We start from the raw sequence: 25,956 nt of genomic DNA, 5'->3' as shown, positions 1-25,956 counted from the left end.
GCTTTTGTCTCCTCGGCACGGCGCCGCCGCCGGGGGCGGGGCGTGAACAGCGCAGGTAACAGGTCCCTGCCACCCTATTGCCTCGCGCCGCCGGCGCCGTCATCCCGCGTCGTACCGCTCCGTGCGGGGCTGCGGCAGCACCGGCTGGAGCACCAGCAGCCGCTCCACCAGGCGCAGGAACATCGCCGCGTCGCGCAGGAGGTCGTCCGCGTCCCGCCGGCCGGCCGCCCCCGGTATGCCGGCCTCCGCGCGGGCCCGGCGCGCGGCGCCGGACGCGAAGAGCGCGCTCCATTCGGTCAGCTCGGGCGCCACCTCCGGCAGGACCTCCCAGGCGCTGCGGATCCGTTCGCGGCGGCGCGGGCGGGTCTCGGGGCGGGCCCGGACGGCGAGCACGGCCGCGGCCGTGCGCAGGGCGGCGAGGTGGGCGGTGGCGTAGCGCTCGTTCGGCACGTCGAGAACAGCTGCCTCCTCCAGGCCGGCGCGGGCCTGGGCGAGGAGATCGAGGGCGGCGGGCGGTGCGGTGGTGCGCCGCAGTACGGGATGGACGTCGTGCGCCGGGCCGGTCGGTGAGGGGGCGGGGCCGTCTGCGCGGCGTCGCGGAGCGGCTGCTGCGGACGAATGGGCCATGACGATACCTCCTGTCTCGTAACGGCTCGGTGGCCGTCTGTGTCCATCGTGACGGCCCCCACTGACAATCGACCCGAGTACCCCTCTGACCTGCACTTTTGCCTCGCTCGCGAGTTCGGGTTACCTTTTTGAACTGACCAGTCAGTTCAAAAAGGTGCGGGCGGCCCGGAACAGCCGCCCGCACACGGGGGAGGGTCCGTGGACAGCCCGCACGGGGCGGCCGTCACCGCCGACGGTCTCGGCGTCAGAGGAGCGCGCGGCTGGGCGTTCCGGGACGTGGCGTTCGACGCCGCGCCCGGCTCGCTCGTGGCGGTCGAGGGCCCGTCCGGTTCGGGGCGCACCTGTCTGCTGCTCACCGTCACCGGCCGGATGCGCCCCACCGCGGGCGGGGCGACGACCGCCGGACTCCCGCTCCCCCGCCGCGCCGCCGCCGTACGCCGGATCGCCGCCCTCGGCCCGGTGCCCGGCGTCAGCGAACTCGACCCGGCCTTCACGGTCGGCGAGCATCTGCGCGAGCGGGCCCTCCTCCAGCACCGCTACGGCACCTCCCCGCGCGCGCTGCTGCGTCCGCGCGCCGAACGGGCCGCCGGCCGCCGGGCCCGGACGGACGCGGCGCTGGAGGCGGCCGGACTCGACCTCGCCGCGCTGCCGAAGGCGGAGCGGACCTCGGTGCGGGACCTGGAACGCCTGGAGGCGCTCCGGCTCTCCGTCGCCCTGGCGCTGATCGGCCGGCCCCGGCTGCTCGCGGTGGACGACACCGACCTCAAGCTCTCCGACGCCGAGCGCGCCGAGGCCTGGGATCTGCTGCGCGCGCTCGCCGCCGACGGAACGACCGTCCTGGCGGTGTGCAGCCAGGCCCCCGAGGACGCCGTCCTCGTCCGGACCGGACCCCCTCCGGCCCCGGCCGACGGCCCCGGACACACCGAGCACCCCGCTCACCACCACGACGAAGGGACGGCCGATGCGTGCGCCGCGACTGGCCGCTCTTGAGCTGAGGCGCTTCGGCCGCGGCCGGCTGCCGCGCGCCGCGCTCGCCGCCCTCCTGCTGCTGCCGCTGCTCTACGGGGCCCTGTACCTCTGGTCGTTCTGGGACCCCTACGGGCGCCTGGACCGGATCCCCGTCGCCCTGGTCAACGACGACAGAGGCGCCACCGCCGACGGCAAGCGCCTCGCGGCGGGTGACGAGATCACCGCGAAACTGCTCGGCTCCGAGGTCTTCGACTGGCACGAGGTGAGCGGGGCCGAGGCGGCCCGGGGCGTCGAGGACGGGACGTACTACCTCTCGCTGACCATGCCGGCCGACTTCAGCCGGCGCATCGCCTCCAGCGCGGGCGACTCCCCCGAGACGGGCGCGCTCCAGGTCCGTACGAACGACGCGAACAACTACATCGTCGGCCAGATCTCCCGGACCGTGTTCTCCGAGGTGCGCACCGCCGCCTCCACGAACGCCTCCCGGAACTTCCTGGACCGGATCTTCATCAACTTCTCCGACCTGCACGACGCGACGGCGAAGGCGGCCAGGGGCGCGGCCGACCTCGAAGGCGGTATCGGCCGGGCCAAGAAGGGGTCGAAGGACCTCGCGGACGGCCTCAAGGACGCCAAGGCGGGCAGCGGCCGGCTGGCCACCGGGATCGTCACGCTCGACAAGGGCGCCGCCGATCTGGAGACCGGCTCCCGCGAGGTCGCCGCCGGCACCCAGGCGCTCGCCGACAAGGTCAACGGGGTGGCCGCCGACGTACGCCCCTTCCTGAAGGACAACGGCAAGGCCATCGGGGACACGGCCCGGCTGGTCGCGGACTCCGCCAGGACCGTCCGGGACAACCTCGGCCTGCTGGTGGAGGCGGCGCCCGCCGCCGCCACCGCCGCGCACACCGCCGCCGACGACCTCACCGCCGTCCACCGCACCCGCTGCGAGGAGCAGCCGCTGCCCGACGCGGATGTCTGCGCCCCGCTGGGTCGCGCCGTGACGGCCGCGGCCGATGTCGCCGCCGTCGCGGACGACGTCGCCGTGCTCGTCGAGGACCAGGACGGCGACCTCAAGAAGCTGCGCGCCCAGCTCACCACGCTCCGGACCCAGGCCGACGCCCTCGCGAAACGGGCACCGCACCTGGACGAGGACCTGGAGGGAGCCGTCAAGAAGGTCAACGCGCTGAACACCGGGGCCCACAAGGTCGCGAAGGGCGCGGGCAGCCTCCACACCGGCCTCGGCACGGCGAAGACCGGTTCCGCCGACCTGAACACCGGCGTCGGCGACCTCAGGAAGGGCGCGACGAGCCTGGACAGCGGTCTGATCCGGCTGGGCGACGGCTCGGCGACCCTCGCGCAGGGGCTCGGCGACGGTGTCGGCCGGATCCCCGACTACGGCAAGAAGGACCGCGACGCCCGTACGGAGGTCATGGCCGACCCCGTGCAGCTGGCCTCGCAGTCGCTGCACCGCGCACCCAACTACGGCACCGGATTCGCCCCCTACTTCATCCCGCTCTCCCTCTGGGTCGGCGCGATGGTGGCGTACATGCTGATCCAGCCGCTCAGCCGGCGGGCCCTGGCGGCCGGGGCCCCGGCCTGGCGGATCGCGCTGGCGGGCTGGCTGCCGGTGGCGGCGCTGGGAGTGCTCCAGGTGGCCGCGCTGATGTCCGTACTGCACTGGGGACTCGGTCTGCAGATGGCCCGTGCCGCCGGGACGCTCGGTTTCCTCTCCCTGGTCACCTGCTGCTTCGCCGCGCTCGTGCAGTGGCTGAACGCCCGCTTCGGGGCGGCCGGGCGGATCCTGGTCCTGGCGGTGCTGATGCTCCAGCTCACCTCGGCGGGCGGTACCTACCCCGTCCAGACCAGTCCGGGCTTCTTCAACGCGATCCACCCGTATCTGCCGATGAGCTACATCGTCGAGGGGCTGCGCCGGCTGATCACGGGCGGCGGGCTCGGCCCGGTCTGGCAGGGGTGCGCGGTCCTGGTGGCCTTCACCGCCGGGGCGCTCGCGCTGACGGCCCTGTCCGCCCGGCGCCGGCAGATGTGGACCCTGGACCGGCTCCGTCCCGAACTGACCCTGTGAGACCCCCGGGACCTGTGAGAATCGGGACCATGGAAAGCAGCAGCACCACGCGCCGCCGCGCCACCCGGCAGAAGCTCTACGAGGCGGCCGTGACCCTGATCGCCGAGAAGGGCTTCTCGGCCACCACGGTGGACGAGATCGCCGAGCGGGCCGGGGTCGCCAAGGGGACGGTCTACTACAACTTCAAGAGCAAGACGGAGCTCTTCGAGGAGCTGCTGCGCCACGGCGTCGGCCTGCTCACCGCGTCGCTGCGCACGGCGGCCGAGGAGACCGCCGCGCGCGGCGGCAGCCGGGTCGAGGCCCTGGACGCCATGATCCGGGCGGGTCTGGTCTTCATCGACCGCTATCCGGCCTTCACCCAGCTGTACGTGGCCGAGCTGTGGCGCACCAACCGCGCCTGGCAGTCGACCCTGCTGGTGGTGCGTCAGGAGGCCGTCGCCGTCGTGGAGGACGTGCTCCGGGAGGGCGTGGCGGGCGGTGAGCTGAGCGAGGAGATCGACATCCCGCTGACGGCGGCCGCGCTGGTGGGCATGGTGCTGGTGGCGGCGCTGGACTGGCAGGCGTTCCAGCCGGAGCGCTCCATCGACGATGTGCACTCCGCCCTGTCCCTGTTGCTGCGCGGGCGGGTCAGCGGGCGCTGACGCCCCCGAACGCACGAGAGCGCCGGCCGCGCGGAGCCCGATCCCCCCGGGCCCCGTACGACCGGCGCTTCGTGTGCTGCCGGAGAACCCTCCCCCGTGACCCCGTGTCCCCCGTGGTCCCGAAGTCCTCCGTCGCGCACCCCCGTTCGGAAAGGCCGCCGCACCCCGCTCCGCCGCCCCGTGCCGGCGGTGGTGGCGCGACGCCCCGTCCGTGGTCCCCACTCTGCCGTCCGCGCAGGTGGGAACCCATCCGCGCGTCTACTCATCTCGGCGTCTAGGTACGGATACTCAGGGCTGTGCACCCGTTCCCTCCCGTACGGGTACGCCACCTGGTTACGATCGCGTCCGTGTCCGTACTCCCTCTGGTGTTCACGAGTGGCTGGGCGAGCGGGATCAACGCCTACGCCGTGGTCCTCCTGCTCGGCCTCTTCGGCGCGACCGGTGTCTCCGACGAGGTGCCCGCGGCGCTCCAGCGCACCGACGTGCTCGTCGTCGTCGGCGTGCTCTTCCTGTGCGAGGTGGTGGCGGACAAGATCCCGTACGTCGACACCGTGTGGGACTCGGTGCACACGGTCGTCAGGCCGCTCTCCGGGGCCGTCGTGGCGGCGCTGCTGGCGGGCGAGAGCGGTTCGCTGCCGGAGCTGGCGGCCGGGGCCATCGGCGGTTCCACCGCGCTGGTGAGCCATCTGGTGAAGGCCGGCACGCGCATGGCCGTCAACACCACCCCGGAGCCCTTCAGCAACATCGCGCTGAGCCTGGTGGAGGACCTCGGTGTCGCCGCCGTCATCACCTTCGCGATCTTCCATCCGTGGATCGCGGCCGGGTTCGCCCTGGCGATCCTGCTCACCGGTGTGGTGATCACGCTCTTCCTGGTCTCCCGGATCCGCCGGTTCCTGCGGCGCCGGGCCGAGCGGCGTGCGGAGAAACGGCTGGGGCGGACCCCCTTGCAGCAGCCTGGCGGCTGAGCTGTCGGTGGCGGCCGTTAAGGTCGCTGGCATGGCACGTATTGCGGTGATCGGCGCCGGGATGGGCGCGATGTCGGCGGCGGCGCGGCTGGCCGTGGCCGGGCACCGGGTGACGGTGTACGAGCGCGCGGAGACGTACGGCGGCGCGCTGGGCAGCCATGCCCACGAGGGCTTCGTCTTCGACACCGGGCCCGGCCTGCTCCATCTCCCGGCGGTCTACCGCGATCTGTTCGTGAAGACGGGCAAGGAGCCGCTGGAGGACTGCGTCACGCTGACCCAGGTCGATCCGGCGAGCCGTCATGTCTTCGCGGACGGCACGGACGTGTCCCTGCCCAACGCCTCGCGGGCCGGCACCGTCTCCGCGCTGGACGCGGCGCTCGGCACGGGTGCCGGGCGGAGTTGGGGGGACTTCCTCGACCGGGCCCGGGACGCCTGGGACCGCTCGCGGCGGCCGCTGCTGGAGGAGCCGCTGCGGAGCGACTGGCAGGTGCTGGGCCGCGATCCCTACCCCGCGCCGGTGCGGCGCCGACTGCTGCGCCCGGCCCTGCGGGCGGGCACCCTGGCGGAGGTCGGCTCCTGGGAGCTGTCCGACCCCCGGCTGGCCGCCCTGCTCGACGGGTACGCGCTGTCGTACGGGCTGGACCCCGCGCACGCCCCGGCGGGCGCGGCACTCCTGCCGTACATGGAGGAGACCTTCGGCAGCTGGTACGTGGCGGGCGGGCTGCGCGCCCTGGCGCGGGCCGTGTACGAGCGGTGCCTGGCCCGGAAGGTGGAGTTCGTCTTCGGGGCGGAGGCGGCCCGGATCGTCGAGAAGGACGGCCGCGCCGCCGGGGTGGAGCTGGCGGACGGGACGGTGGCGGAGGCGGATCACGTGGTGCTGGGCGCCCGCCCGCATCCGGGGCTGACGCCCCCTCAGGAGCTGTGGCGGGACGGCGAGGTGACGGTGCAGCCCCGGTCCGGGGGCTCCGCGCCCACCGGCCGGTTCCTGGTGCTGCTGTCGCTGCGCGGTGCCCGTCCCTCGGACACCGCCCACCGGACGGTGGTGCACCCGGCGGACGGGGCGGCCGAGCGCGAGGCGGTCTTCGGCGGCCGGCTCGCCGCGCGTCCCACGGTGACGGTGCTGCGCCCCGACGATCCCTCGACCCGCCCCGACGAGGCCCACGAGGCCGTGACGCTGACGGCGACGGTCGCCCCGCACGGCCCCGTGGACTGGACGGACGAGGCGCTGCGGGCGCGGTACGCGGACACCCTGATCGACGCGGCGGCCGCCGCGGTGCCCGGTCTGCGGGAGCGGGTGCTGCACCGGGAGGTGCGGACCCCGGCGGAGACGGCGGCGGCGACGGGGGCCGAGGGCGGCGCCGTGCCCGCGCCCTCACTGGCGGGCGCCGCGGGCGGCTTCCTCCACCCGGGCAATCTCACCCGTCTGCCCGGACTGCTCCTGGCGGGCGGCTGGTCGCATCCGGGCGGCGGACTCGCCCACGCCGGCATGTCCGGGGCGCTGGTGGCGGGTCTGGTCGTGGAGGGCGAGGGCTTCCGCGGCTCGCAGTGAGGTGAGCCGGAAACCCCGGGGTCCCGGGGGTGGCGGAGCCCGGGTTCCTTGCGGACGAAGTCCCGGACAGCCCTAGTAGCGGTACGGCTCGTTGCCGTAGCCGTTGTCGTAGCCGTTCGGGTACGGCGTCTGCTGGGCGGGCTGCTGCGGGGGGTACTGCTCGCCCTCGCGCTGCTGGGGGACCCAGACGCCGCCGGGCGGGGTGTCGGGGGCGTAGCCCTGTGCGGCGTACGGGTCGGCGAACTGCTGGCCGGTGCCGTAGCCGTCGTACTGCTGCGGGGTGCCGTAGTCCTGGTACGTGCCGTAGTCGGGGGTGCCCGCGGTGGTACCGATGTACGGGTCGGAGTACGCGGCGTACTGCTGGTGGTCGGTGCCGTAGTCGTAGGAGCCGGTGGCCGCGTAGGTGTCCTGGCCCGCGTAGGTGTCCTGGCCGCCCTGGGCCGGGTAGCCGGAGTAGTCGCCGTATCCGTCGTACTGCGGCTGCGCCTGGGGGGCCTGGTGCTGTCCGGGGTCCTGGGCGGCGGGGGCCGGGTCGTTGTAGATCCCGTAGCGGCCGGTGTCGTCGGGCATGGGCTCGGGCTCGTAGACCGCGGCGGCCGGCCGGGGCGCGGGCTCCTGCCGGGCCGGCGGCTCCGGCGCGTACTCCATCTCCAGGTCGGAGACCTGGAGCGTGGGCTCGCGGTCGGCGGCGCCGCGCCTGCGCCGGCTCTCCCCGGGGCTTCCCCCTATGGCCCAGCCGGTCGAGAAGCCGCGGCGGAAGGAGAGCGTCACATAGGTCTGGCCGATCGCGAAGGCGACGGCGCCCAGGGCGATGACGAACACGGAGGGCATCAGCACGCCGACGACCACACCCGCGAAGCCGGTGAAGGCGAGCAGCCGCCAGCGCAGCCGTGCCTTGTACTGGAGCAGCACCTCGCCGAGCAGCCACAGCGCAACGATGCCGAACGCGATGTAGAGGACCGTCCAGCCCATGCCCGCCCCCTTCCACGGCCACCGCCCCGGGGTGGTGGCGGGTACGGCCGGTCACAACTGCTTGTGCAGTCCGAGATTCTCGTAGATTTCGAGCGTCGCCGTCGAGTTGTTCAGCGTGATGAAGTGCAGCCCGGGGACACCCTCGGAAAGCAGCCTCGCGCAGAACCGCGTCGCGAAGTCGATGCCAATGGAGCGTACAGCGGCGGGGTCGTCCTTGGCGGCGAGGATGCGCTCTTTCAGCTCCTCGGGCAGGGACGCGTTGCTGAGCTGGGCGAATCGCTCCAACTGGCGGACGCTCGTCAGGGGCATCACCTCGGGGATGATCGGCGTCTCGCCACCCGCGGCGACCACCCGGTCACGCATCCGGAGGTAGTTCTCCGGATCGAAGAACATCTGCGTGATCGCGTAGTCGGCGCCGGCCCGGCACTTGTCCACGAAATGCCGGACGTCGCTGTCCCAGTCGGGCGAGCGCGGGTGCCGTTCGGGAAAGGCCGCGACGCCGACGCAGAAATCGCCGGACTCCTTGATCAGCCGCACCAGATCGGCCGCGTACCGCACGCCCTGGGGGTGCTCCACCCAGGGGCCCATGGGGTCGCCCGGCGGGTCGCCGCGCACCGCGAGGATGTTCCGGATCCCGGCGTCGGCGTACTGCCCGATCATGTTGCGCAGCTCGGCGACGGAGTGGTTGACCGCCGTGAGGTGGGCGACCGGGGTGAGGGTCGACTCGGCGGCGATGTCCTGGGTGGCCTTCACCGTCCCGGACCGGGTGGACCCGCCGGCGCCGTACGTCACGGAGACGAAGTTCGGACGCATCGCCTCGACCCGGCGCAGCGCGTTCCACAGATTGCGCTCGCCCTTCTCGGTCCTGGGGGCCCAGAACTCGAACGAGTACAAGGTCTTGCCGGTCGCGAGCATCTCACGCACGGTGGGCGCGCGATCTGTCCTGGTGGAGGGGGTGCCAAGGGCCATACGGGCAGGTTAACCAGGCCCGGCCCGACACCCAACCGAACTGGGGTGATTTGGCTTGAATGCCCGGTTCTTTGTCCACGCCTCGGACACTTCCGTCCCGGAACGGCTCCCCGGCCTCCCCGGCCACTCCTCCGTCACACCTCGGCGCGCTCCCGGATCCGGCGGGCCAGCTCCGCCGCCGCGGCCCCCGGGTCGGAGGCCTCCGTGACGGCGCGGACGACGACGATCCGGCGCGCCCCGGCGTCCAGCACCTCGTCGAGGTTGCCCGCGTCGATGCCGCCGATGGCGAACCAGGGGCGGTCCGGGGCGAGCGAGGCGGCGTGGCGGACGAGGCCGAGTCCGGGGGCGGTGCGGCCGGGCTTGGTGGGGGTGGGCCAGCAGGGGCCCGTGCAGAAGTAGTCCACGCCGGGCTGGGCGAGGGCCGCGTCGACCTCCGCCTCGGCGTGCGTGGAGCGGCCGACCAGGACGTGGGGGCCGAGGATCGCGCGGGCGGCCGGGACCGGCAGGTCGCCCTGGCCCAGGTGCAGCACGTCGGAACCGATGGCGTGGGCGACGTCGGCCCGGTCGTTGACCGCGAGGAGCGCGCCGTGGCGCTTGCAGGCGTCGGCGAAGACCTGGAGGTGGTCCAGCTCCTCGGCCGCCTCCATGCCCTTGTCGCGGAGCTGGACGATGTCCACCCCGCTCGTGAGGACCGCGTCGAGGAAGGCGGGCAGGTCGCCCTGGCGGCGGCGGGCGTCCGTGCACAGGTAGAGCCGGGCGTCGGACAGCTGCGCGCGAGGCGTGGACATGGTGCGGTTCCCCCCGGGGACGGTGACGGCGGTGGTACGGGTGCGGCACCGCGCCGGGGTGCGGGTCCGCACCCCGGCGCGGCCGGAACGTGTCCCGCGGTCCGGCCGGGGTCCTCGCCCCGGTCCGGCCGACGGGCCACGGATCAGACGGCGAGCGCCTGGGCGCGGCGCTTCACCTCCGTGCCGCGGTTCTCGCTCAGCGCCTGGGCGGGCGTGCCCGGCAGGCTCGGGTCGGGTGTGAAGAGCCACTCCAGCATCTCCTCGTCGGAGAAGCCGTCGTCCCTCAGGAGCGTCAGGGTCCCCGAAAGGCCCTTGACCACCCGGTCGCCGTCGATGAAGGCGGCGGGCACCTGGAGGGCCCGGTTCTCCCCGCGGCGTACGGCGATGAGCTGGCCCTCCTTGACCAGCTGCCGCACACGCGTCACCTCGACATCGATCATTTCGGCGATGTCGGGCAGGTGGAGCCAGGCGGGGACGAGAGCATCGGTCTTTGCGTCAATCTCGGTCACGGGGACAAGCGTGCCATCCCGGACCGACAGCCGGTACCCGGGCGGCCCGTCCGTGGGGCCGGTGCGGTGGTCAGCGGGTGGCCGACTTCAGCGGTACGGAGGGGTCCGCGACCCGGTCCGGGTCCAGTTCCGCGCCCGATTCGATGAGCCTGCGCCCCTGGGCGAGATCGCGCGGACGGCCGACCGCCAGTACGGCGACGAGCGCGCCGGAGCGCAGCCAGCACACCGACCACGCCGGGCCGTCCGGGTCGCCCCGCCGGACCAGGGCGTCGGCCTCCGCATGGTGCCCGGCGTACTGGACGAAGCGGCCGAACTGCTCGGACCAGAAGTAGGGCACCGGGTCGTAGACCGGGTCCGCGCCGCCGCCCTCCGGGCCGGCGGTGACGGCGGCGGCCACGGTCCTGGGCCCCTGGAGGGCGTTGTCCCAGTGGTGGACGAGCAGCCGCTCCCCGTACCGGGCGGAGGGGAAGGAGGCGCAGTCGCCGACCGCGTAGACGTCCGGGAGCGAGGTGCGCAGCGAGGCGTCGGCGGTGACCGATCCGTCCGGGCCGAGCGCGATCCCGGACCCGGCGAGCCAGCGGGTCGCGGGACGGGCGCCGATGCCGACGACGACGGCGTCCGCGGGCAGGACGCGGCCGTCGGCCAGCTCCACCCGGCCGGGCTCGACGGCGGCGACCCGGGCGCCGGTGAGGAGGACGGCGCCGCTCTCCTCGTACCAGCGGGCCATCGGGGCGGCGGCCTCGGCGGGCAGGGCGCCGGCCAGTGGGCGGGCGGCGGCCTCGACGACGGTGACCTCGCAGCCGGCCGCGCGGGCGGCGGTGGCGAACTCGGCGCCGATCCAGCCCGCGCCGACGACCACGACCCGGTGCCGCCGCTCCAGGACCGGGCGCAGCCGCGCGGCGTCGTCCAGGGTGCGCAGCAGATGGACCCCGGGCACATCCTCGGCGCCGGGGAGGGTCAGGGGTTCGGCACCGGTGGCGAGGACCAGGACGTCGTAGGGGACGGGTCCCTGCGGGGTGTCCAGTTCGCGGGCGTCCGGGCGCAGCCCGGTCACGTCGAGGCCGAGCCGCAGGGTGACGTCCAGCGCGTCGAAGTCGATGTCGAAGGCGGAGCTCTCCGCCGTGCCGAGGAGGACCGCCTTCGACAGCGGCGGCCGGTCGTAGGGCTGATGGGGCTCGGCGCCGATCAGCGTGACGGGGCCGGTGAAGCCCTGTTCGCGCAGGGCGACGGCGGTCTGCACCCCCGCCATGCCCGCTCCGGCGATCACGACGCGGCGCCCGTTCCGCGCCGTCTGCTGCTGCTGTCCGGTCTGCTCGTCCACCCGCCCACCTTAAACACCTGACGAATCGTCAGGAAGCGGGTTCCCGGATCGGCGTTCCCCGGCCGGGTTTAGGGTGGCCGTGCAACGCACTCGCGGGAGCCCGGACGCACCGGGCTGAGAGGGAGGCTGGACGGCCTCCGACCGTACGAACCTGATCCGGGTCATGCCGGCGAAGGGAGGGGCTGGACGCCCATGCCCATCCACCGAAGAGCAGGGTCCGACGTCCTCGTCATCGGCGGCGGCGTCATCGGACTGGTAACGGCTTGGCGGGCCGCGCAGCGCGGTCTGTCCGTCGTGGTCGCCGACCCCGATCCCGGCGGCGGGGCCGCCCGGGTCGCGGCCGGGATGCTGGCCGCCGTCACCGAACTCCACTACGGCGAGGAGATGCTCCTCGGCCTCAACCTGGCCTCGGCGGCCCGCTATCCGGCCTTCGCGGCCGAACTGGAGGAGGCGAGCGGACAGGACATCGGCTTCCGCGCCTGCGGCACCCTGGCCGTCGCGATGGACGCCGACGACCGCGCCCATCTGCGCGAACTGCACGCCCTGCAGCGGCGTTCGGGGCTGGCGTCGGAATGGCTCTCCGGACGCGAGTGCCGCCGACTGGAGCCGATGCTCGCGCCGGGGGTGCGCGGCGGGCTGCGGGTCGACGGCGACCACCAGGTCGATCCGCGCCGGCTGGCCGCCGCCCTGCTGACCGCCTGCGAACGGGCCGGGGTCGTCCTGGTCCGCGCCACGGCCGAACGCCTCGCGGTGACGGGCGACCGGGCCACCGGGGCCGTCCTGGCCGACGGCACCCGGCTCGACGCCGCCCAGGTCGTGCTGGCGGCGGGCAGCCTGAGCGGGCGGCTCGCGGGCGTGCCCGAGCACGTCCTGCCGCCGGTCCGCCCGGTGAAGGGGCAGGTGCTGCGGCTGACGGTGCCGCCCGCGTACGCCCCCTTCCTCTCGCGCACCGTGCGCGCCGTCGTCCGGGGCAGCCACGTCTACCTCGTCCCGCGCGAGAACGGCGAACTGGTCGTCGGCGCCACCAGCGAGGAGATGGGCTGGGACACCACGGTCACGGCCGGCGGGGTGTACGAACTGCTGCGGGACGCCCACGAACTGGTCCCCGGCCTCACCGAACTGCCCCTCACCGAGACCCTGGCCGGGCTGCGCCCCGCCTCCCCCGACAACGCCCCGCTGCTCGGCCGCACCGCGCTGCCCGGACTGCACCTCGCCACCGGCCACCACCGCAACGGGGTGCTCCTCACCCCCGTCACCGGGGACGCGATGGCCGCGCTGCTGGCCGACGGCGAACTGCCCGAGGCTGCCCGCCCCTTCTCCCCCGGCCGGTTCGCGCCCGCCGCCGCCCCCGTACGTCAGGAGCAGCCCGCATGACCGAGTCATCCGCCCCCTCGGTGCACGTCTCCGTGAACGGCGAGCGCCTCGCCGTCGCGCCCGGGACCACCCTGGACACCCTCGTCGCCACGCTCACCGAGGCCCGCTCGGGCATCGCCGCCGCGCTCAACGAGACGGTCGTGCCGCGCGGACAGTGGGCCTCGGCCGCGCTCCGCGAGGGCGACCGGGTCGAGGTGCTGACCGCGGTGCAGGGGGGCTGACCGTGTCCGACGACCTCTTCACCCTCGGCGACAGCGTCTTCGGCTCCCGGCTGATCATGGGAACGGGCGGGGCGCCCAGTCTGGACGTGCTGGAGCGTTCGCTGGCCGCGTCCGGCACCGAGCTGACCACCGTCGCCATGCGGCGCATCGACCCCACCGTGCGCGGTTCGGTCCTGTCCGTCCTGGAGAAGCTGTCCGTCCGGGTGCTGCCGAACACGGCCGGCTGCTTCACGGCGGGCGAGGCGGTGCTGACCGCCCGGCTGGCCCGCGAGGCGCTGGGCACCGACTGGGTCAAGCTGGAGGTGGTGGCCGACGAGCGCACCCTGCTGCCCGAACCGATCGAGCTGCTGGACGCGGCGGAGACGCTGGTCGACGACGGCTTCACCGTCCTGCCGTACACCAACGACGATCCGGTGCTGGCCCGGCGGCTGGAGGAGGTGGGCTGCGCGGCGGTCATGCCGCTCGGCTCCCCCATCGGCTCCGGCCTCGGCATCCGCAATCCGCACAACTTCCGGCTGATCGTGGAGCAGGCCCGGGTCCCGGTGATCCTGGACGCCGGGGCGGGCACCGCCTCGGACGCGGCGCTCGCCATGGAACTGGGGTGCTCGGCGGTGATGCTGGCCTCGGCGGTGACCCGGGCGCAGGAGCCCGAGCTGATGGCCGCCGCGATGCGCCACGCGGTGGAGGGCGGGCGGCTGGCGTACCGGGCGGGCCGGATCCCCCGCAGGCACTTCGCCGAGGCGTCCTCGCCGGCCGAGGGGCGCGCGGTGCTGGACCCGGAGCGCCCGGCGTTCTGACCGGGAGGCTCCCGGGAGCGGCCCCGCGCGGTGCCGCTCCCGGGTCCCTGTCACGGCTCGGCTGCAGTACGGCCCCGGGACCGCACCGGCCCGTCGGCGCTGTCCGTGGCGGCTCGTAGACTCGACCGCGTGGACACGACCCTTCAGGACCCGCTCGTCGGGCAGCTGCTCGACGGCCGCTACCGCGTCGATGCGCGCATCGCCGTGGGCGGCATGGCCACGGTCTACCGGGCGATGGACACCCGGCTCGACCGGGTGCTCGCCCTCAAGGTGATGCATCCGGCCCTCGCGACCGACGCCACGTTCGTCGAGCGCTTCATCCGCGAGGCCAAGTCGGTGGCGCACCTCGCGCACCCCAATGTGGTCGCGGTCTTCGACCAGGGGGCCCAGGGGCAGTACGTGTACCTGGCGATGGAGTACGTCGCGGGGTGCACGCTGCGCGACGTGCTGCGCGAGCGGGGGGCGCTGCGGCCGCGCGCCGCCCTGGACATCCTGGACCCGGTGCTCGCCGCGCTGGGCGCCGCGCACCGGGCGGGTTTCGTCCACCGGGACATGAAGCCGGAGAACGTGCTGATCGGCGACGACGGCCGGGTCAAGGTCGCCGACTTCGGACTGGTCCGCGCGGTCGGCTCGGTCACCAACACCACCGGAACGATCCTGGGGACGGTCTCCTACCTCGCCCCCGAGCAGATCGAGCACGGCACGGCGGACACCCGCGCCGATGTGTACGCCTCGGGCGTGGTGCTGTACGAGATGCTGACGGGCGCCAAGCCGCACAGCGGGGAGTCTCCCGCCCAGGTCATCTACCAGCACCTCCACGAGGACGTCCCGCCCCCGTCGGCCGCGGTGCCGGGTCTGGCCGCGGCGCTGGACGCGCTGGTGGCGAGCGCCACCGCCCGCGACCCGGAGGTCCGCCCCTTCGACGCGGTGGCGCTGCTCGCCGAGTCCCAGCGGGCGCGGGCCGCGCTCACCGACGCCGAGCTGGACGCGGTGCCGCCGCAGGCCACCGGCGACGCCCCGGACCGGGCCGACGACCGCACGAGCGTGATCCCGCGCGTCCTGCCGGTGGGCCAGGGCACCGCCCACCACACCAGCCGGCTGGAGACACCGCCCCCGCCGCCCCAGCCGCCCACCGGACGCCCCGGCGGATCCGGCCGGTCCCGCGCGCCCCGGCGCGGCCTCGTCACCGCGCTCCTCGCCGTGCTGCTGGTCCTGGGGGTCGGCGGTGGCGTCTGGTACATCAACTCGGGACAGTTCACCCGGGTCCCCGCGCTGCTGGGCCAGACCCAGAAGGCCGCAGAGGGCCGCCTCTCGGACGCCGGGCTCGACGTCAAGGAGGTCCGTCGGGCCTACAGCGACACGGTCGACCGGGGCACGGTGATCGGCAGCGACCCGAAGCCGGGCGCCAAGATCCGGCGGAACAACTCGGTGACGCTGGTCGTCTCGCGCGGCCCCGAGATCGTCACGGTCCCGGACGTCACGGGCGTGGAGCTGGCCGAGGCCCGGCGGCAGCTGAAGAAGCGGGGACTGGTCCCCGGCATGGTCACCAAGGAGTTCAGCGAGGATGCCGCGGCCGGCGAGGTGCTGCGCACCGATCCGGCGGGCGGCGCCGAGCGCCATCCCGACTCCGCGGTCGCGATCGTGGTCTCCAAGGGCAGCCCGGTCGACGTCCCGGACGTCACGGGCGAGGACGTGGAGGACGCCCGCGCGGAGCTGGAGGACGCCGGTCTCCGGGTCGAGGTCGCGCCCGGCCGGGTCAGCTCCCCGGAGGACGCGGGCACGGTCGCCCGCCAGTCGCTCGCCGAGGGCACCCAGGCCGCCGAGGGCGACACCGTCACCCTGACGGTCTCCAAGGGCCCCCGCATGATCGACGTGCCGGACGTCACCGGCAAGAAGATCGACGAGGCCCGCAGCCTGCTGGAGGACGCGGGCTTCGAGGTCAAGGTCGACCGGCCCTTCCTGTCCTTCAGCGACACCATCGCGAGCCAGTCCGTCGACGGGGGCGACCAGGCCCCCGAGGGCAGCACGATCACCATCAAGACCAAGGGACTGTAGATCCGTATGCGCAACCCCGTCGGCGGCCACGTCCCGGTGGCCGGCGGCCTCGCCAGGGCCGGCCTCCCCTATGCCCGGGAGATGGGCGCGGAGGCCGTCCAGGTCTTCGTCGCCAACCCCCGGGGCTGGGCCACCCCGACGGGCACCCCGGCCCAGGACGAGGCGTTCCGGGCGGAGTGTGCCGAGGCCGGGATGCCGGCGTACGTGCACGCCCCGTACCTGATCAACTTCGGTTCGCACACCCCGGAGACGGTGGAGCGGTCCGTGGAGTCGCTGCGCCACTCACTGCGCCGGGCGCGCGCGATCGGTGCGCTGGGCGTCGTGGTGCACACCGGCTCGGCGACCAACGGCCGCCCCCGCGAGGAGGCGCTGGCCCAGGTGCGTACGCACATGCGGCCGCTGCTGGACGAGCTGACGCACGACGACGACCCGTTCCTGCTCCTGGAGTCCACGGCCGGCCAGGGCTTCTCGCTCTGCTCGCGGACCCGGGACTTCGGACCGTACTTCGAGGCGCTGGACGCCCACCCGAAACTGGGCGTCTGCCTGGACACCTGCCACGTCTTCGCGGCCGGCCACGACCTGTCCGCCCCGGGCGGCATGAAGGAGACGCTGGACCTGCTGGTGGAGACGGTCGGCGAGGGGCGGCTGAAACTGATCCACGCCAATGACTCCAAGGACGTGTCCGGCGCCCACAAGGACCGTCACGAGAACATCGGCGCGGGGAGAATCGGCGAGGAACCCTTCCGTGAGCTGTTCACCCACCCCGCCACGGAGAACGTGCCGCTGATCATCGAGACCCCGGGCGGCAAGGAGGGGCACGCGGCGGACGTGGCCCGCCTCAAGGAACTGCGCGCACGGGTCTGACAGGACCCGTCAGAGTTCGGGGCCGTCGCCCGGCCCCTCCTGGTAGGAGTAGCGCTGTTCCTTCCAGGGATCGCCGATGTTGTGGTAGCCGCGCTCCTCCCAGAAGCCGCGGCGGTCGGCGGTCATGTACTCGATGCCGCGCACCCACTTCGGGCCCTTCCAGGCGTACAGGTGCGGAACGACCAGCCGGAGCGGGAAGCCGTGCTCGGCGGTCAGCAGTTCACCGCCCTTGTGGGTGGCGAACAGGGTCCGCTCCGAGGTGAAGTCGTCGAGCCTGAGGTTGGAGCTGAAGCCGTACTCGGCCCAGACCATCACATGGGTGACCTGCGGCGCGGGCGGCGCGAGGGCCAGGATCTCGCGGGCGAGGACCCCGCCCCATTCGGCGCCGATCATGCTGAACTTGGTGACGCAGTGCAGATCGGCGACCACCGAGGAGAACGGCAGGGCGGAGAACTCCTCGTGGTTCCAGCAGTGCTTCTCGCCGTCGGCCGTGGCGCCGAAGACCCGGAACTCCCAGCGCTCCGGTTTGAACTTGGGCACCGGTCCGTAGTGGGTCACCGGCCAGCCGCGCTGCAGTCGCTGGCCCGGCGGAAGCCCGGACTGCTCTGGTGCGCGGTGTTCCCGGCTTTCCGGCTGACCCATGACTCCATGGTGACAGACAGGCGGGGGTGGTCATGACCAGGGCAGAGTCGATTCCGGACAACTCGCAGTAAGCGTGAACTTACTGGACGCCCTCCGGGCACGGTGCGAGGATTCGCCCCACTTGCTTGTCCATCGTGTGGAAGGAGCCGCTGCGATGCAGGGCGACCCCGAGGTCCTTGAGTTCCTGAACGAACAGCTGACCGCCGAGCTGACGGCCATCAACCAGTACTTCCTGCACGCGAAGATGCAGGAGAACTTCGGCTGGACCAAGCTCGCGAAGTACACGCGCTCGGAGTCCTTCGACGAGATGAAGCACGCGGAGATCCTGACCGACCGCATCCTCTTCCTCGACGGCCTGCCGAACTACCAGCGGCTCTTCCATGTCCGGGTGGGCCAGACGGTCACCGAGATGTTCCAGGCGGACCGGCAGGTCGAGGTGGAGGCGATCGACCGCCTCAAGCGCGGGATCGAGCTGATGCGCGGCAAGGGCGACATCACGTCCGCCAATATCTTCGAGTCGATCCTGGAGGACGAAGAGCACCACATCGACTATCTCGACACCCAGCTGGAGCTGATCGAGAAGCTCGGTGAGCCGCTGTACATCGCGCAGCTGATCGAGCAGCCGGACAGCTGATCCCCGAGGGGTCAGGCGGCCTCGGGGAGCGGTCGCGGCGGAGGCACGGATTCCGTCTGCGGGACGGGGGCGGCACCGCCCGGTGCCCGCTTGCCGTCCAGGAGCTCGCGGCGCGGACAGCCGCCCCGGCCGAGCATCGCCTGGATGGTGCGGACGCAGCTGCCGCAGTCGGTCCCGGCCTTGCTGGCGGAGGCTATCTGGCGCGGCGTACAGGCGCCGGCGTCCGCATGCTCCCTGACCTGCTGCTCCGTCACGCCGAAGCACGAGCAGACGTACACGCGGTTCACCTCCCGGCGGGACGGATCGTAACGGCCACCCCGAACTCGGTGAGGCTAACCTAACCTTACCCGGCGGCGGGGAGCCGCAAAAGCCCCGGAATGCCCTGTGGGGCACGGATCACATCGATCCGTGCCCCACAGTCGTACGCGCGCCGCGCTCGGTGACCGTCTACTGGTCCCGGTACATCTCGGCGACGAGGAAGGCCAGGTCCAGCGACTGGCTCCGGTTGAGCCGGGGGTCGCAGGCCGTCTCGTAGCGCTGGTGGAGGTCGTCCACGAAGATCTCGTGGCCGCCGCCGACACACTCGGTGACGTCGTCCCCGGTCAGCTCGACGTGGATGCCGCCCGGGTGCGTGCCGAGGGCCTTGTGGACCTCGAAGAAGCCCTTGACCTCGTCCAGGACGTCGTCGAAACGGCGCGTCTTGTGGCCGGAGGCGGCCTCGAAGGTGTTGCCGTGCATCGGGTCGGTCACCCAGGCGACGGTGGCGCCGGAGGCGGTGACCTTCTCGACCAGCTCGGGCAGCTTGTCGCGGACCTTGTCGGCGCCCATGCGGACGACGAAGGTCAGCCGGCCGGGCTCGCGGTCGGGGTCGAGCCGCTCGATGTAGCCGAGGGCCTCCTCGACGGTGCTCGTCGGGCCGAGCTTGATGCCGATCGGGTTGCTGATCTGCGCGGCGAACTCGATGTGCGCGCCGTCCATCTGGCGGGTGCGCTCACCGATCCACACCATGTGGGCCGAGGTGTCGTAGAGCCGGCCGGTGCGCGAGTCGGTGCGGGTCAGCGACGACTCGTAGTCGAGCAGCAGCGCCTCGTGCGAGGCGTAGAACTCGACGGCCTTGAACTCGGCCGGGTCGGTGCCGCAGGCCTTCATGAAGTTCAGCGCGTTGTCGATCTCGCGGGCCAGGGCCTCGTAGCGCTGGCCGGACGGGGACGACCGCACGAAGTCCTGGTTCCAGGCGTGCACCTGGCGCAGGTCGGCGTAGCCGCCGGTGGTGAAGGCGCGCACCAGGTTCAGCGTGGAGGCGGAGGCGTGGTACATCCGCTTCAGGCGCTCCGGGTCCGGGACCCGGTCCGCCTCGGTGAAGGCGAAGCCGTTGACGGAGTCGCCGCGGTAGGTCGGCAGGGTCACGCCGTCGCGGGTCTCGGTGGGCTTGGAGCGCGGCTTGGAGTACTGCCCGGCGATGCGGCCCACCTTGACGACGGGCACGGCCGCCGCGTACGTCAGCACGGCGCTCATCTGGAGCAGCGTCTTCAGCTTGGCCTTGATGTGGTCGGCCGACACGGCGTCGAAGGCCTCGGCGCAGTCGCCGCCCTGCAACAGGAACGCCTCGCCCTTGGCGACGGCTCCCATACGGGCACGCAGCTGGTCGCACTCGCCCGCGAAGACGAGCGGCGGATACGACGCGAGCTCCGCGAGTACATCGCGCAGAGCCTCGGCATCGGGGTACTCGGGCTGCTGCGCCGCGGGAAGGTCTCGCCAGGTGTTGCCACCGGCGACGGAGGTATTGGCGTTCACGGTCACGGCTCCCACATTACGGGGTCGCGTCCAATGTTTTTCCGGATGCTCAACGGCTGAGACGGACACCCGGACCGGCCAGTGACGGGGACCACAACCGGCCCTGCTAGCCTCACACCTTTCAGAATTGAACAAGTGGACCACAGGGGCGGGATTTTGAAGCGCAATCACCGCAGGGACCTCAAGAAGAGACGTCTGCTGTACGGGGCGGGGGCCGCGATCGTCGCGACAGCGACCATCGGCACGCTCGCCATGGCTTCGCAGGACTCCACGGACAAGGGCGGCAGGGCCGTCCCGGCGAGCGCGGAGCTGCAGAAGCAGTTCGCGGACGCGGCGTCCGAGTTCGATGTGCCGCAGAGCGTGCTCATGGCGGTCTCGTACCGGCAGACGCGCTGGGAGAGCCACGACGGCGAGCCGAGCACCAGCGGCGCGTACAACGTGATGGGGCTGACCAGTGTGTCGCCCGAGGACGTGGAGCAGCCGGACGACAAGGAACGTCTGGCGCACATGAACATGTCCGGCCGGCCGGAGATCGAGAAGACCTTCGACGCGGCCAAGGCGCTGCGCTCGCTGCCGAAGAAGACGGTCGACACCTCCGACCCCCGGCTGCACACGCTGGACGAGGCGGCCGATCTGATCGACACGGACGCGGAGTCCGTGCGCAACGACGCCGAGGACAGCATCCGCGCGGGCGCGGCGCTGCTCGCCGAGTACCAGCGCGACGCGAAGGGCTCCCTGTCGGACGACCCGGCCCAGTGGTACCCGGCGGTCGCGCGGTTCAGCCAGTCGCCGGACAAGAAGGGCGCCGACCTCTTCGCGAAGCGCGTCTTCGAGTCGATCCGCACCGGTGAGAGCGCGCTCACCCAGGACGGCCAGCAGGTCTCGCTGCCGGCCGCCCCCGCCGTCCAGCCGGTCAAGCCGGCGAACGTGCCGCTGGCCGCGAGCTTCGCGAGCACCGCCGCGGTCCCGACGCCCGAGTGCCCGGCCGGTCTGAACTGCAACTTCGTCCAGGCCAAGACGTCGAGCACGGGCAAGCGGGGCTACACCCCCGCCGTGCGGCCCGCCCAGGGCGTCGACATCCGGCAGATCGTGATCCACGACACCGAGGGCGACTACGCCAGCTCGCTGTCCACGCTCACGAACCCCGAGACCGCCGCGAGCGCGAACTACCTGGTGCGCGCCTCGGACGGCCTGGTCACGCAGATGGTCGAGAACAAGGACCTGGCGTGGCACGCGGGCAACTGGACCCTGAACATGCACTCCATCGGCGTGGAGCACGAGGGCTACGCCATCAAGGAGGGCAGCTGGTACAGCGAGTCGCAGTACGAGTCGACCTCGGCCCTGGTGAAGTTCCTGGCGCAGAAGTACGGCATCCCGCTGGACCGTGAGCACATCATCGGCCACGACGAGGTGCCCGTTCAGCTGGACCGGAACATCTCGGGCACGCACTGGGACCCGGGCCCGTACTGGGACTGGAACCACTTCATGGGCCTGATGGGCGCCCCGACCGGCGCCGAGGGTGCCGGCGGCCCCGTCAAGGCGGGGCAGGTCGTCCGGGTGGTGCCGCCGTTCACCACGGCCAACCAGCCGAAGCTGACGTACGGCACCAAGGCGGTCGGCTCGCGGCCGGCGAACTTCGGCTACCTCTACACCTCGCCGTCGACCACCGCGGCCACGCTGACCGACCCGTACTTCACGTCCCTGTGGAGCGAGGGCTCGAACTGGGGCAACAAGGTCCGCGCGGGCGACACCTACGTCGTCGCCGAGGCGCGGAGCGACTGGACGGCCATCTGGTACGGCGGCAAGAAGGGCTGGTTCCACAACCCGGGCGGCCAGTACACCGCGCCGCTCGCGGCGGGCCCGCGCATGGTGAAGGCCAAGGCCGGGGTGACGGTCCGGATCTACGGCCGGTCCTACCCGGAGACGGCCGCCTACACGGCCGCCAAGCTGGAGGCCCCGACGGACAACCCGGACTACCTGACGAAGTACACCCTGCCCGCGGGCCAGGCGTACGCGCTGGGCGGCACCGAGGTGAAGGGCGACGACTGGTTCGGCTCCGTCCAGCAGAACGTGATCGGCGCGACCGGCTATCTGCCGATCCGCTACAACCACCGCATGGCGTGGGTGAAGGCCAGCGACGTCGAGACCGCCACGAGCGTCGGTCCGGACGCCGGGACCAACCGGTACAACATCCTGGGCCGCGACGCGTCCGGTGTCCTCTGGCAGTACCAGGGCACCGGCAGCGCCACCGCGCCGTTCTTCACCCGCTTCCGGGTGGGTCCCGGCTGGCAGGCCTACAACGCGATGACCGCGATGACGGCGCTGCGGGCCGATGGCACGGGTGACATCGTGGCCCGGGACACGAGTGGGTACCTCTGGTACTACCGGGCCGGCAACAACCCGAGCAAGCCCTTCCAGACCCGGCTGAAGGTCGGCGGCGGCTGGGGCGTCTACAACGGCATCTGGGGCGCCCGCGACCTGAACGGTGACGGGAAGGCCGATCTGATCGCCCGCGACGGCTCCAACGTGCTCTGGTACTACCAGGGCACCGGCGACCCGGCGAAGCCCTTCGCGACCAAGGCGAAGGTCGGCGGCGGCTGGGGCGTGTACAACACCCTGGTCTCCACCGGCGATCTGACCGGTGACGGCAAGGCGGACCTGGTGGCCCGGGACAAGGACGGCGTGCTGTGGCTCTACAAGGGCACCGGCAGCGCCACCGCCCCGTACGCCACGCGCACCCAGATCGGCAAGGGCTGGGGGGTCTTCAAGGACCTGCTGGGCCCGAGCGACCTGAACCGCGACGGCATTCCGGACCTGATCGCCCGGGACAAGGACGGCGTGCTCTGGTACTACCGCTCGACCGGTGACGCGACCAAGCCGTTCGCGCCCATGGCGCGCGTCGGCGGCGGCTGGAACATCTACAACTCGCTGGTCTGACCCGCCTCGGACCGGCCACGGAGGGGCCCCGTTCCGCCCATGGGGTGGAACGGGGCCCCTCCCGCGTGCTTCATGGGTTATGGTTCCGCCATGTTCGCGCACTCGACCCGTAACTGGTGGTGGACCGCTCATCCGGCGGCCCACTGATCGCGCGTACACCGACGCACAGGCCGCCCGAGGGGCGGCCTTTTCCGTGTCCACGGGGCCGTTCCTCCCAGCAGATCACCCGATCCCCGTGGAAGGAACACTCCTCATGGCACCGCACACGACGCCCCGGACGCTCATCGACCGGCTGCTGAGCGACGACTGCCCGCCCTTCGCCCTGCTGCGCAGGCGCACCCCCGGCCACGACCACGACACCGTCGAGGTGCTGATCGGCCGGGTGCACGAGGCCGGCCGGCTGGCCGACATCCCGGTGGGCGAGCGCCCCTCGCTCGCCCTGGTGCCCTTCCGGCAGATCGCCGAGCGCGGTTTCGACGTCCGCGACGACGGCACCCCGCTCTCCGTGCTGGTCGCCGACGAGAGCCACGTCCTGCCGCTGGGCGAGGTGCTGGCCCTGCTCCCCCGCCACGAGGTGCGGGTGGAGGGCGGCGCGTTCGACGTGCCGGACGGGGAGTACGCGCAGACCGTGCGGCGGGTCATCGAGGACGAGATCGGCCGGGGCGAGGGCGCCAACTTCGTCATCCGGCGCACCTTCCGGGGCGAGATCCCGGGCTTCGGCCGGGCGGACGCGCTGGCGCTGTTCCGGCGGCTGCTGGCCGGTGAGCGGGGGGCGTACTGGACGTTCGTGGTGCACACCGGGGAGAGGACGCTGGTCGGGGCCAGCCCCGAGGTGCATGTGCGGATGTCGGGCGGGACGGTCGTGATGAATCCGATCAGCGGCACCTACCGCTACCCGGCCGAGGGCCCGACCGCCGAGAACCTGCTGGCCTTCCTGGGCGACCGCAAGGAGACCGAGGAACTCTCCATGGTGGTCGACGAGGAACTCAAGATGATGTGCACCGTCGGCGACATGGGCGGGGTGGTGATCGGCCCCCGGCTCAAGGAGATGGCCCATCTCGCGCACACGGAGTACGAGTTGCGCGGACGCAGTTCGCTGGACATGCGCGAGGTGCTGAAGGAGACGATGTTCGCGGCGACCGTCACGGGCTCGCCGGTGCAGAACGCCTGCCGGGTCATCGAGCGGTACGAGGACGGCGGGCGGGGCTACTACGCGGGCGCCCTCGCGCTGCTGCGCCAGGGTCCCGACGGGGCGCAGACGCTGGACTCGCCGATCCTGATCCGGACGGCGGACATCTCGGCCCGGGGCGAGCTGCGGGTGCCGGTCGGGGCGACGCTGGTGCGCCACTCCGACCCGGAGAGCGAGGTCGCCGAGACCCATGCCAAGGCGGCCGGGGTGCTCACCGCGCTCGGGGTGCGGCCGGGCCGGCCGCGCGAGGAGGAGGCGCGTCCGCTGCTGGCCGACGATCCGCGGGTGCGGGCCGCGCTGGACGCCCGGCGCGAGGGGCTGGCCCCGTTCTGGCTGCGGATGCAGGAGCGGGCGGACACGCTGGGCGGACACGCGCTGGTGGTCGACGGCGAGGACACCTTCACCTCGATGCTCGGCCATGTGCTGCGGGCCTCGGGCCTGGAGGTGACGGTGGTCCGCTACGACGCGCCGGGGCTGCGCGCGGCGGTGCGGGCGCACGAGGGGCCGGTCGTGCTGGGCCCGGGTCCGGGCGATCCCGGTGACCGGACGGACCCGAAGATGGCGCTGCTGCGGGAGCTGGCCGCGGAGCTGGTCCGGGAGCACCGCCACGGACTGCTCGGGGTGTGCCTGGGCCATGAGCTGATCGCGGCGGAGCTGGGCCTGGACATCGTGCGCAAGGCGGTGCCGTACCAGGGCGCGCAGACCCGGATCGACCTGTTCGGCCGGGCGGAGACCGTGGGGTTCTACAACAGCTTCACGGCGCGGTGCGACGACGCGGAGGCCGCCGGGCTGGCGGCGCGCGGGGTGGAGGTCAGCCGGGACGCGGCGAGCGGGGAGCTGCACGCGCTGCGCGGCGGGGGCTTCGCCTCGGTGCAGTTCCACCCGGAGTCGGTGCTGACGCTGCGCGGTTCGGTGATCGTGGCCGAACTGCTGGCCGGGCTGCCGGTGCGCGGCTGAGCGGTGCCCGCCGCGCCCGGCTCAGGGCGCGGCGGGGACCAGCACGTTCTCGCTGCGGCGGCCGGCCAGGTAGTCGTCGACGTTGCGGACGGTGGCGTCGACGATCTGGCCGACGGCGTCCTCGGTGTAGTACGCCTGGTGCGAGGTGACCAGGACGTTCGGGAAGGTGACGAGCCGGGCCAGGGTGTCGTCGTCGACGCCCTTGAGGGAGCGGTCGACGAAGAAGAGCCCGGCCTCGGCCTCGTACACGTCGAGTCCCACACCGAGGAAGCGTCCGGCCCGCAGTTCCTCGACGAGGGCCTTGGAGTCGACGAGGCCGCCGCGGCTGGAGTTGACGAGGATCGCGTCGTCCTTCATCCGGGCCAGCGCCTCCCGGCCGATGATGTGGTGGGTGGAGGGCAGCAGCGGGACGTGCAGGCTGATCAGGTCGGACTCCGCGAACAGTTCGTCCTTGCCGACGTAGCGCATGCCCAGCTCGACGCAGGCGGGGTTCTCCGCGACGTCCCAGCCGAGCAGATTCATGCCGAAGCCGTGGGCGATCCGGGTGAAGGCCTCGCCGATCTTGCCGGTGCCGACGACGCCGACGGTGCGGCCGCGCATGTCCCGGCCGAGGAGGCCGTCGAGGCGGAAGTCGAAGTCCCGGGTGCGGGTGGTGGCGCGGACCACGCGGCGGTTGACCGCCATGGCGAGGGTCCAGGCGAACTCGGCGACCGAGTACGGGGAGTAGTACGAGACCCGGGCGACGCGCAGCGCGAGCCGTTCGGCGACGTCCAGGTCGATGTTGTTGAAGCCGGTGGAGCGCTGGGCGATCATCTGGGTGCCGCCGGCGGCGAGGGTCTGCAGGACCCGGGCGCCCAGATCGGCGTTGACGCTGGTGGAGATGATCTCGTGGCCGGCCGCGATGGGCGCGGTGTCCTGGTTCAGGAAGACGTCCAGGCAGTGCACCTCGTGCTTCCCGGCGAAGGCCTTCTCGATCAGCGGCTTCTCGTCGGACTGCACTCCGAAGGCCAGGATCTCCACGATGTCTCCCGTGACGGCTGCGGGCGGGGTGCCGGGCCGGTCGCGCAGCGAGGTGCGCGACCGGTCCCGGCCGGTCCGTTCC

General features: G+C 72.8%; 24 protein-coding genes and 1 riboswitch. Of the genes, 14 read left to right on the top strand and 10 right to left on the bottom strand.

The genetic code is table 11. The annotated features are described in order from the left end of the window. Positions 1 to 99: 99 nt before the first annotated feature. Positions 100 to 627 carry an SAV_6107 family HEPN domain-containing protein gene (locus tag ACFVDM_RS23715; protein ID WP_383643462.1) on the bottom strand — a complete coding sequence of 176 codons (528 nt, stop codon included), beginning with the start codon at positions 625 to 627 and terminating at the stop codon, positions 100 to 102. A 198-nt stretch (positions 628 to 825) separates the two neighbouring features. Here ACFVDM_RS23715 and ACFVDM_RS23710 point away from each other — a divergent pair, with 198 nt between their 5' ends. The 5 genes from ACFVDM_RS23710 to ACFVDM_RS23690 all read left to right on the top strand — a co-directional run bounded on the left by ACFVDM_RS23710 (position 826) and on the right by ACFVDM_RS23690 (position 6,831). Beyond that, positions 826 to 1,617, top strand: a complete 792-nt coding sequence (locus ACFVDM_RS23710; RefSeq protein WP_383643458.1) for an ATP-binding cassette domain-containing protein — start codon at positions 826 to 828, stop codon at positions 1,615 to 1,617. Beyond that, entirely contained in the window at positions 1,589 to 3,676 is a 2,088-nt protein-coding gene (locus tag ACFVDM_RS23705; RefSeq protein ID WP_383643455.1) for a YhgE/Pip family protein, read from the top strand. The genes ACFVDM_RS23710 and ACFVDM_RS23705 overlap by 29 nt, the downstream gene beginning before the upstream one ends. 29 nt (positions 3,677 to 3,705) lie before the next feature. Continuing rightward, complete coding sequence (locus tag ACFVDM_RS23700; protein WP_383643452.1) at positions 3,706 to 4,317, top strand: TetR/AcrR family transcriptional regulator; 612 nt, start codon at positions 3,706 to 3,708, stop codon at positions 4,315 to 4,317. 347 nt (positions 4,318 to 4,664) lie between these two features. Beyond that, positions 4,665 to 5,282: a DUF4126 domain-containing protein gene (locus ACFVDM_RS23695; protein ID WP_383643449.1), complete on the top strand. Its 618-nt coding sequence runs from the start codon at positions 4,665 to 4,667 to the stop codon at positions 5,280 to 5,282. Between the two features lie 31 nt (positions 5,283 to 5,313). Then, positions 5,314 to 6,831 carry a phytoene desaturase family protein gene (locus ACFVDM_RS23690; RefSeq protein WP_383643446.1) on the top strand — a complete coding sequence of 506 codons (1,518 nt, stop codon included), beginning with the start codon at positions 5,314 to 5,316 and terminating at the stop codon, positions 6,829 to 6,831. A gap of 72 nt (positions 6,832 to 6,903) precedes the next feature. Here the strand turns inward: ACFVDM_RS23690 and ACFVDM_RS23685 are convergent, their stop codons facing one another. The 5 genes from ACFVDM_RS23685 to ACFVDM_RS23665 all read right to left on the bottom strand — a co-directional run bounded on the left by ACFVDM_RS23685 (position 6,904) and on the right by ACFVDM_RS23665 (position 11,390). Beyond that, a complete protein-coding gene (locus ACFVDM_RS23685; protein WP_383643443.1) occupies positions 6,904 to 7,803 on the bottom strand; it encodes a hypothetical protein in 900 nt (299 codons plus the stop codon). Positions 7,804 to 7,854: 51 nt separating this feature from the next. Further along, positions 7,855 to 8,772 carry a methylenetetrahydrofolate reductase [NAD(P)H] gene (gene metF, locus ACFVDM_RS23680; RefSeq protein ID WP_383643440.1) on the bottom strand — a complete coding sequence of 306 codons (918 nt, stop codon included), beginning with the start codon at positions 8,770 to 8,772 and terminating at the stop codon, positions 7,855 to 7,857. Positions 8,773 to 8,906: 134 nt separating this feature from the next. Then, complete coding sequence (thiE, locus tag ACFVDM_RS23675) at positions 8,907 to 9,560, bottom strand: thiamine phosphate synthase (protein WP_383643437.1); 654 nt, start codon at positions 9,558 to 9,560, stop codon at positions 8,907 to 8,909. A gap of 143 nt (positions 9,561 to 9,703) precedes the next feature. Then, positions 9,704 to 10,069, bottom strand: a complete 366-nt coding sequence (locus ACFVDM_RS23670) for an Rv2175c family DNA-binding protein (protein ID WP_383643434.1) — start codon at positions 10,067 to 10,069, stop codon at positions 9,704 to 9,706. 70 nt (positions 10,070 to 10,139) lie between these two features. Further along, a complete protein-coding gene (locus tag ACFVDM_RS23665; protein ID WP_383643431.1) occupies positions 10,140 to 11,390 on the bottom strand; it encodes an NAD(P)/FAD-dependent oxidoreductase in 1,251 nt (416 codons plus the stop codon). An 82-nt stretch (positions 11,391 to 11,472) separates the two neighbouring features. Continuing rightward, a riboswitch (TPP riboswitch) is annotated at positions 11,473 to 11,585 on the top strand. Between ACFVDM_RS23665 and thiO the strand changes: the two genes are divergently transcribed. The 5 genes from thiO (at position 11,583) to ACFVDM_RS23640 (ending at position 16,701) form a co-directional block, all read left to right on the top strand. Next, positions 11,583 to 12,764, top strand: coding sequence for a glycine oxidase ThiO (gene thiO / locus ACFVDM_RS23660; RefSeq protein WP_383643428.1), 1,182 nt, complete (start codon positions 11,583 to 11,585; stop codon positions 12,762 to 12,764). Its footprint overlaps the riboswitch before it by 3 nt. Then, positions 12,761 to 12,985 carry a sulfur carrier protein ThiS gene (gene thiS, locus ACFVDM_RS23655; RefSeq protein WP_383643426.1) on the top strand — a complete coding sequence of 75 codons (225 nt, stop codon included), beginning with the start codon at positions 12,761 to 12,763 and terminating at the stop codon, positions 12,983 to 12,985. The genes thiO and thiS overlap by 4 nt, the downstream gene beginning before the upstream one ends. A gap of 2 nt (positions 12,986 to 12,987) precedes the next feature. Next, complete coding sequence (locus ACFVDM_RS23650) at positions 12,988 to 13,782, top strand: thiazole synthase (RefSeq protein WP_383643423.1); 795 nt, start codon at positions 12,988 to 12,990, stop codon at positions 13,780 to 13,782. A 129-nt stretch (positions 13,783 to 13,911) separates the two neighbouring features. Next, entirely contained in the window at positions 13,912 to 15,837 is a 1,926-nt protein-coding gene (gene pknB / locus ACFVDM_RS23645; RefSeq protein WP_383643420.1) for a Stk1 family PASTA domain-containing Ser/Thr kinase, read from the top strand. 6 nt (positions 15,838 to 15,843) lie between these two features. Next, complete coding sequence (locus tag ACFVDM_RS23640) at positions 15,844 to 16,701, top strand: deoxyribonuclease IV (protein ID WP_383643417.1); 858 nt, start codon at positions 15,844 to 15,846, stop codon at positions 16,699 to 16,701. 9 nt (positions 16,702 to 16,710) lie between these two features. On the opposite strand, the gene ACFVDM_RS23635 is transcribed toward ACFVDM_RS23640, so the two are convergent. Next, a complete protein-coding gene (locus ACFVDM_RS23635) occupies positions 16,711 to 17,343 on the bottom strand; it encodes a sulfite oxidase-like oxidoreductase (protein WP_383643414.1) in 633 nt (210 codons plus the stop codon). A gap of 154 nt (positions 17,344 to 17,497) precedes the next feature. Here ACFVDM_RS23635 and bfr point away from each other — a divergent pair, with 154 nt between their 5' ends. Beyond that, a complete protein-coding gene (bfr, locus tag ACFVDM_RS23630) occupies positions 17,498 to 17,977 on the top strand; it encodes a bacterioferritin (RefSeq protein WP_383643411.1) in 480 nt (159 codons plus the stop codon). A gap of 11 nt (positions 17,978 to 17,988) precedes the next feature. Here the strand turns inward: bfr and ACFVDM_RS23625 are convergent, their stop codons facing one another. Both ACFVDM_RS23625 and ACFVDM_RS23620 read right to left on the bottom strand, forming a co-directional pair. After that, a complete protein-coding gene (locus tag ACFVDM_RS23625) occupies positions 17,989 to 18,264 on the bottom strand; it encodes a bacterioferritin-associated ferredoxin (protein WP_383643408.1) in 276 nt (91 codons plus the stop codon). Positions 18,265 to 18,424: 160 nt separating this feature from the next. Then, positions 18,425 to 19,777 carry a class II 3-deoxy-7-phosphoheptulonate synthase gene (locus ACFVDM_RS23620; protein WP_383643405.1) on the bottom strand — a complete coding sequence of 451 codons (1,353 nt, stop codon included), beginning with the start codon at positions 19,775 to 19,777 and terminating at the stop codon, positions 18,425 to 18,427. A 150-nt stretch (positions 19,778 to 19,927) separates the two neighbouring features. On the opposite strand from ACFVDM_RS23620, the gene ACFVDM_RS23615 reads away from it, so the two are divergent. From ACFVDM_RS23615 to ACFVDM_RS23605, 3 genes are all read left to right on the top strand, one after another. Further along, the gene (locus ACFVDM_RS23615) at positions 19,928 to 22,708 is read left to right on the top strand and encodes an N-acetylmuramoyl-L-alanine amidase (protein WP_383643402.1); all 2,781 of its coding nucleotides are present in this window, start codon (positions 19,928 to 19,930) and stop codon (positions 22,706 to 22,708) included. A 39-nt stretch (positions 22,709 to 22,747) separates the two neighbouring features. Beyond that, positions 22,748 to 22,855 carry a trp operon leader peptide gene (locus ACFVDM_RS23610; protein WP_383643399.1) on the top strand — a complete coding sequence of 36 codons (108 nt, stop codon included), beginning with the start codon at positions 22,748 to 22,750 and terminating at the stop codon, positions 22,853 to 22,855. Between the two features lie 106 nt (positions 22,856 to 22,961). Then, on the top strand, positions 22,962 to 24,854 hold the full coding sequence (locus ACFVDM_RS23605) for an anthranilate synthase family protein (protein WP_383643396.1): 1,893 nt from the start codon (positions 22,962 to 22,964) through the stop codon (positions 24,852 to 24,854). A 21-nt stretch (positions 24,855 to 24,875) separates the two neighbouring features. On the opposite strand, the gene ACFVDM_RS23600 is transcribed toward ACFVDM_RS23605, so the two are convergent. Then, entirely contained in the window at positions 24,876 to 25,874 is a 999-nt protein-coding gene (locus ACFVDM_RS23600) for a 2-hydroxyacid dehydrogenase (protein ID WP_383643393.1), read from the bottom strand. Positions 25,875 to 25,956: the final 82 nt, after the last annotated feature.

This window comes from Streptomyces sp. NPDC057682 (assembly GCF_042799575.1).
In the GTDB taxonomy this organism is placed as follows: domain Bacteria; phylum Actinomycetota; class Actinomycetes; order Streptomycetales; family Streptomycetaceae; genus Streptomyces.
The sequence above is the reverse complement of the archived record's forward strand: the minus strand, read 5'-3'. Positions and strand labels throughout refer to the sequence as shown.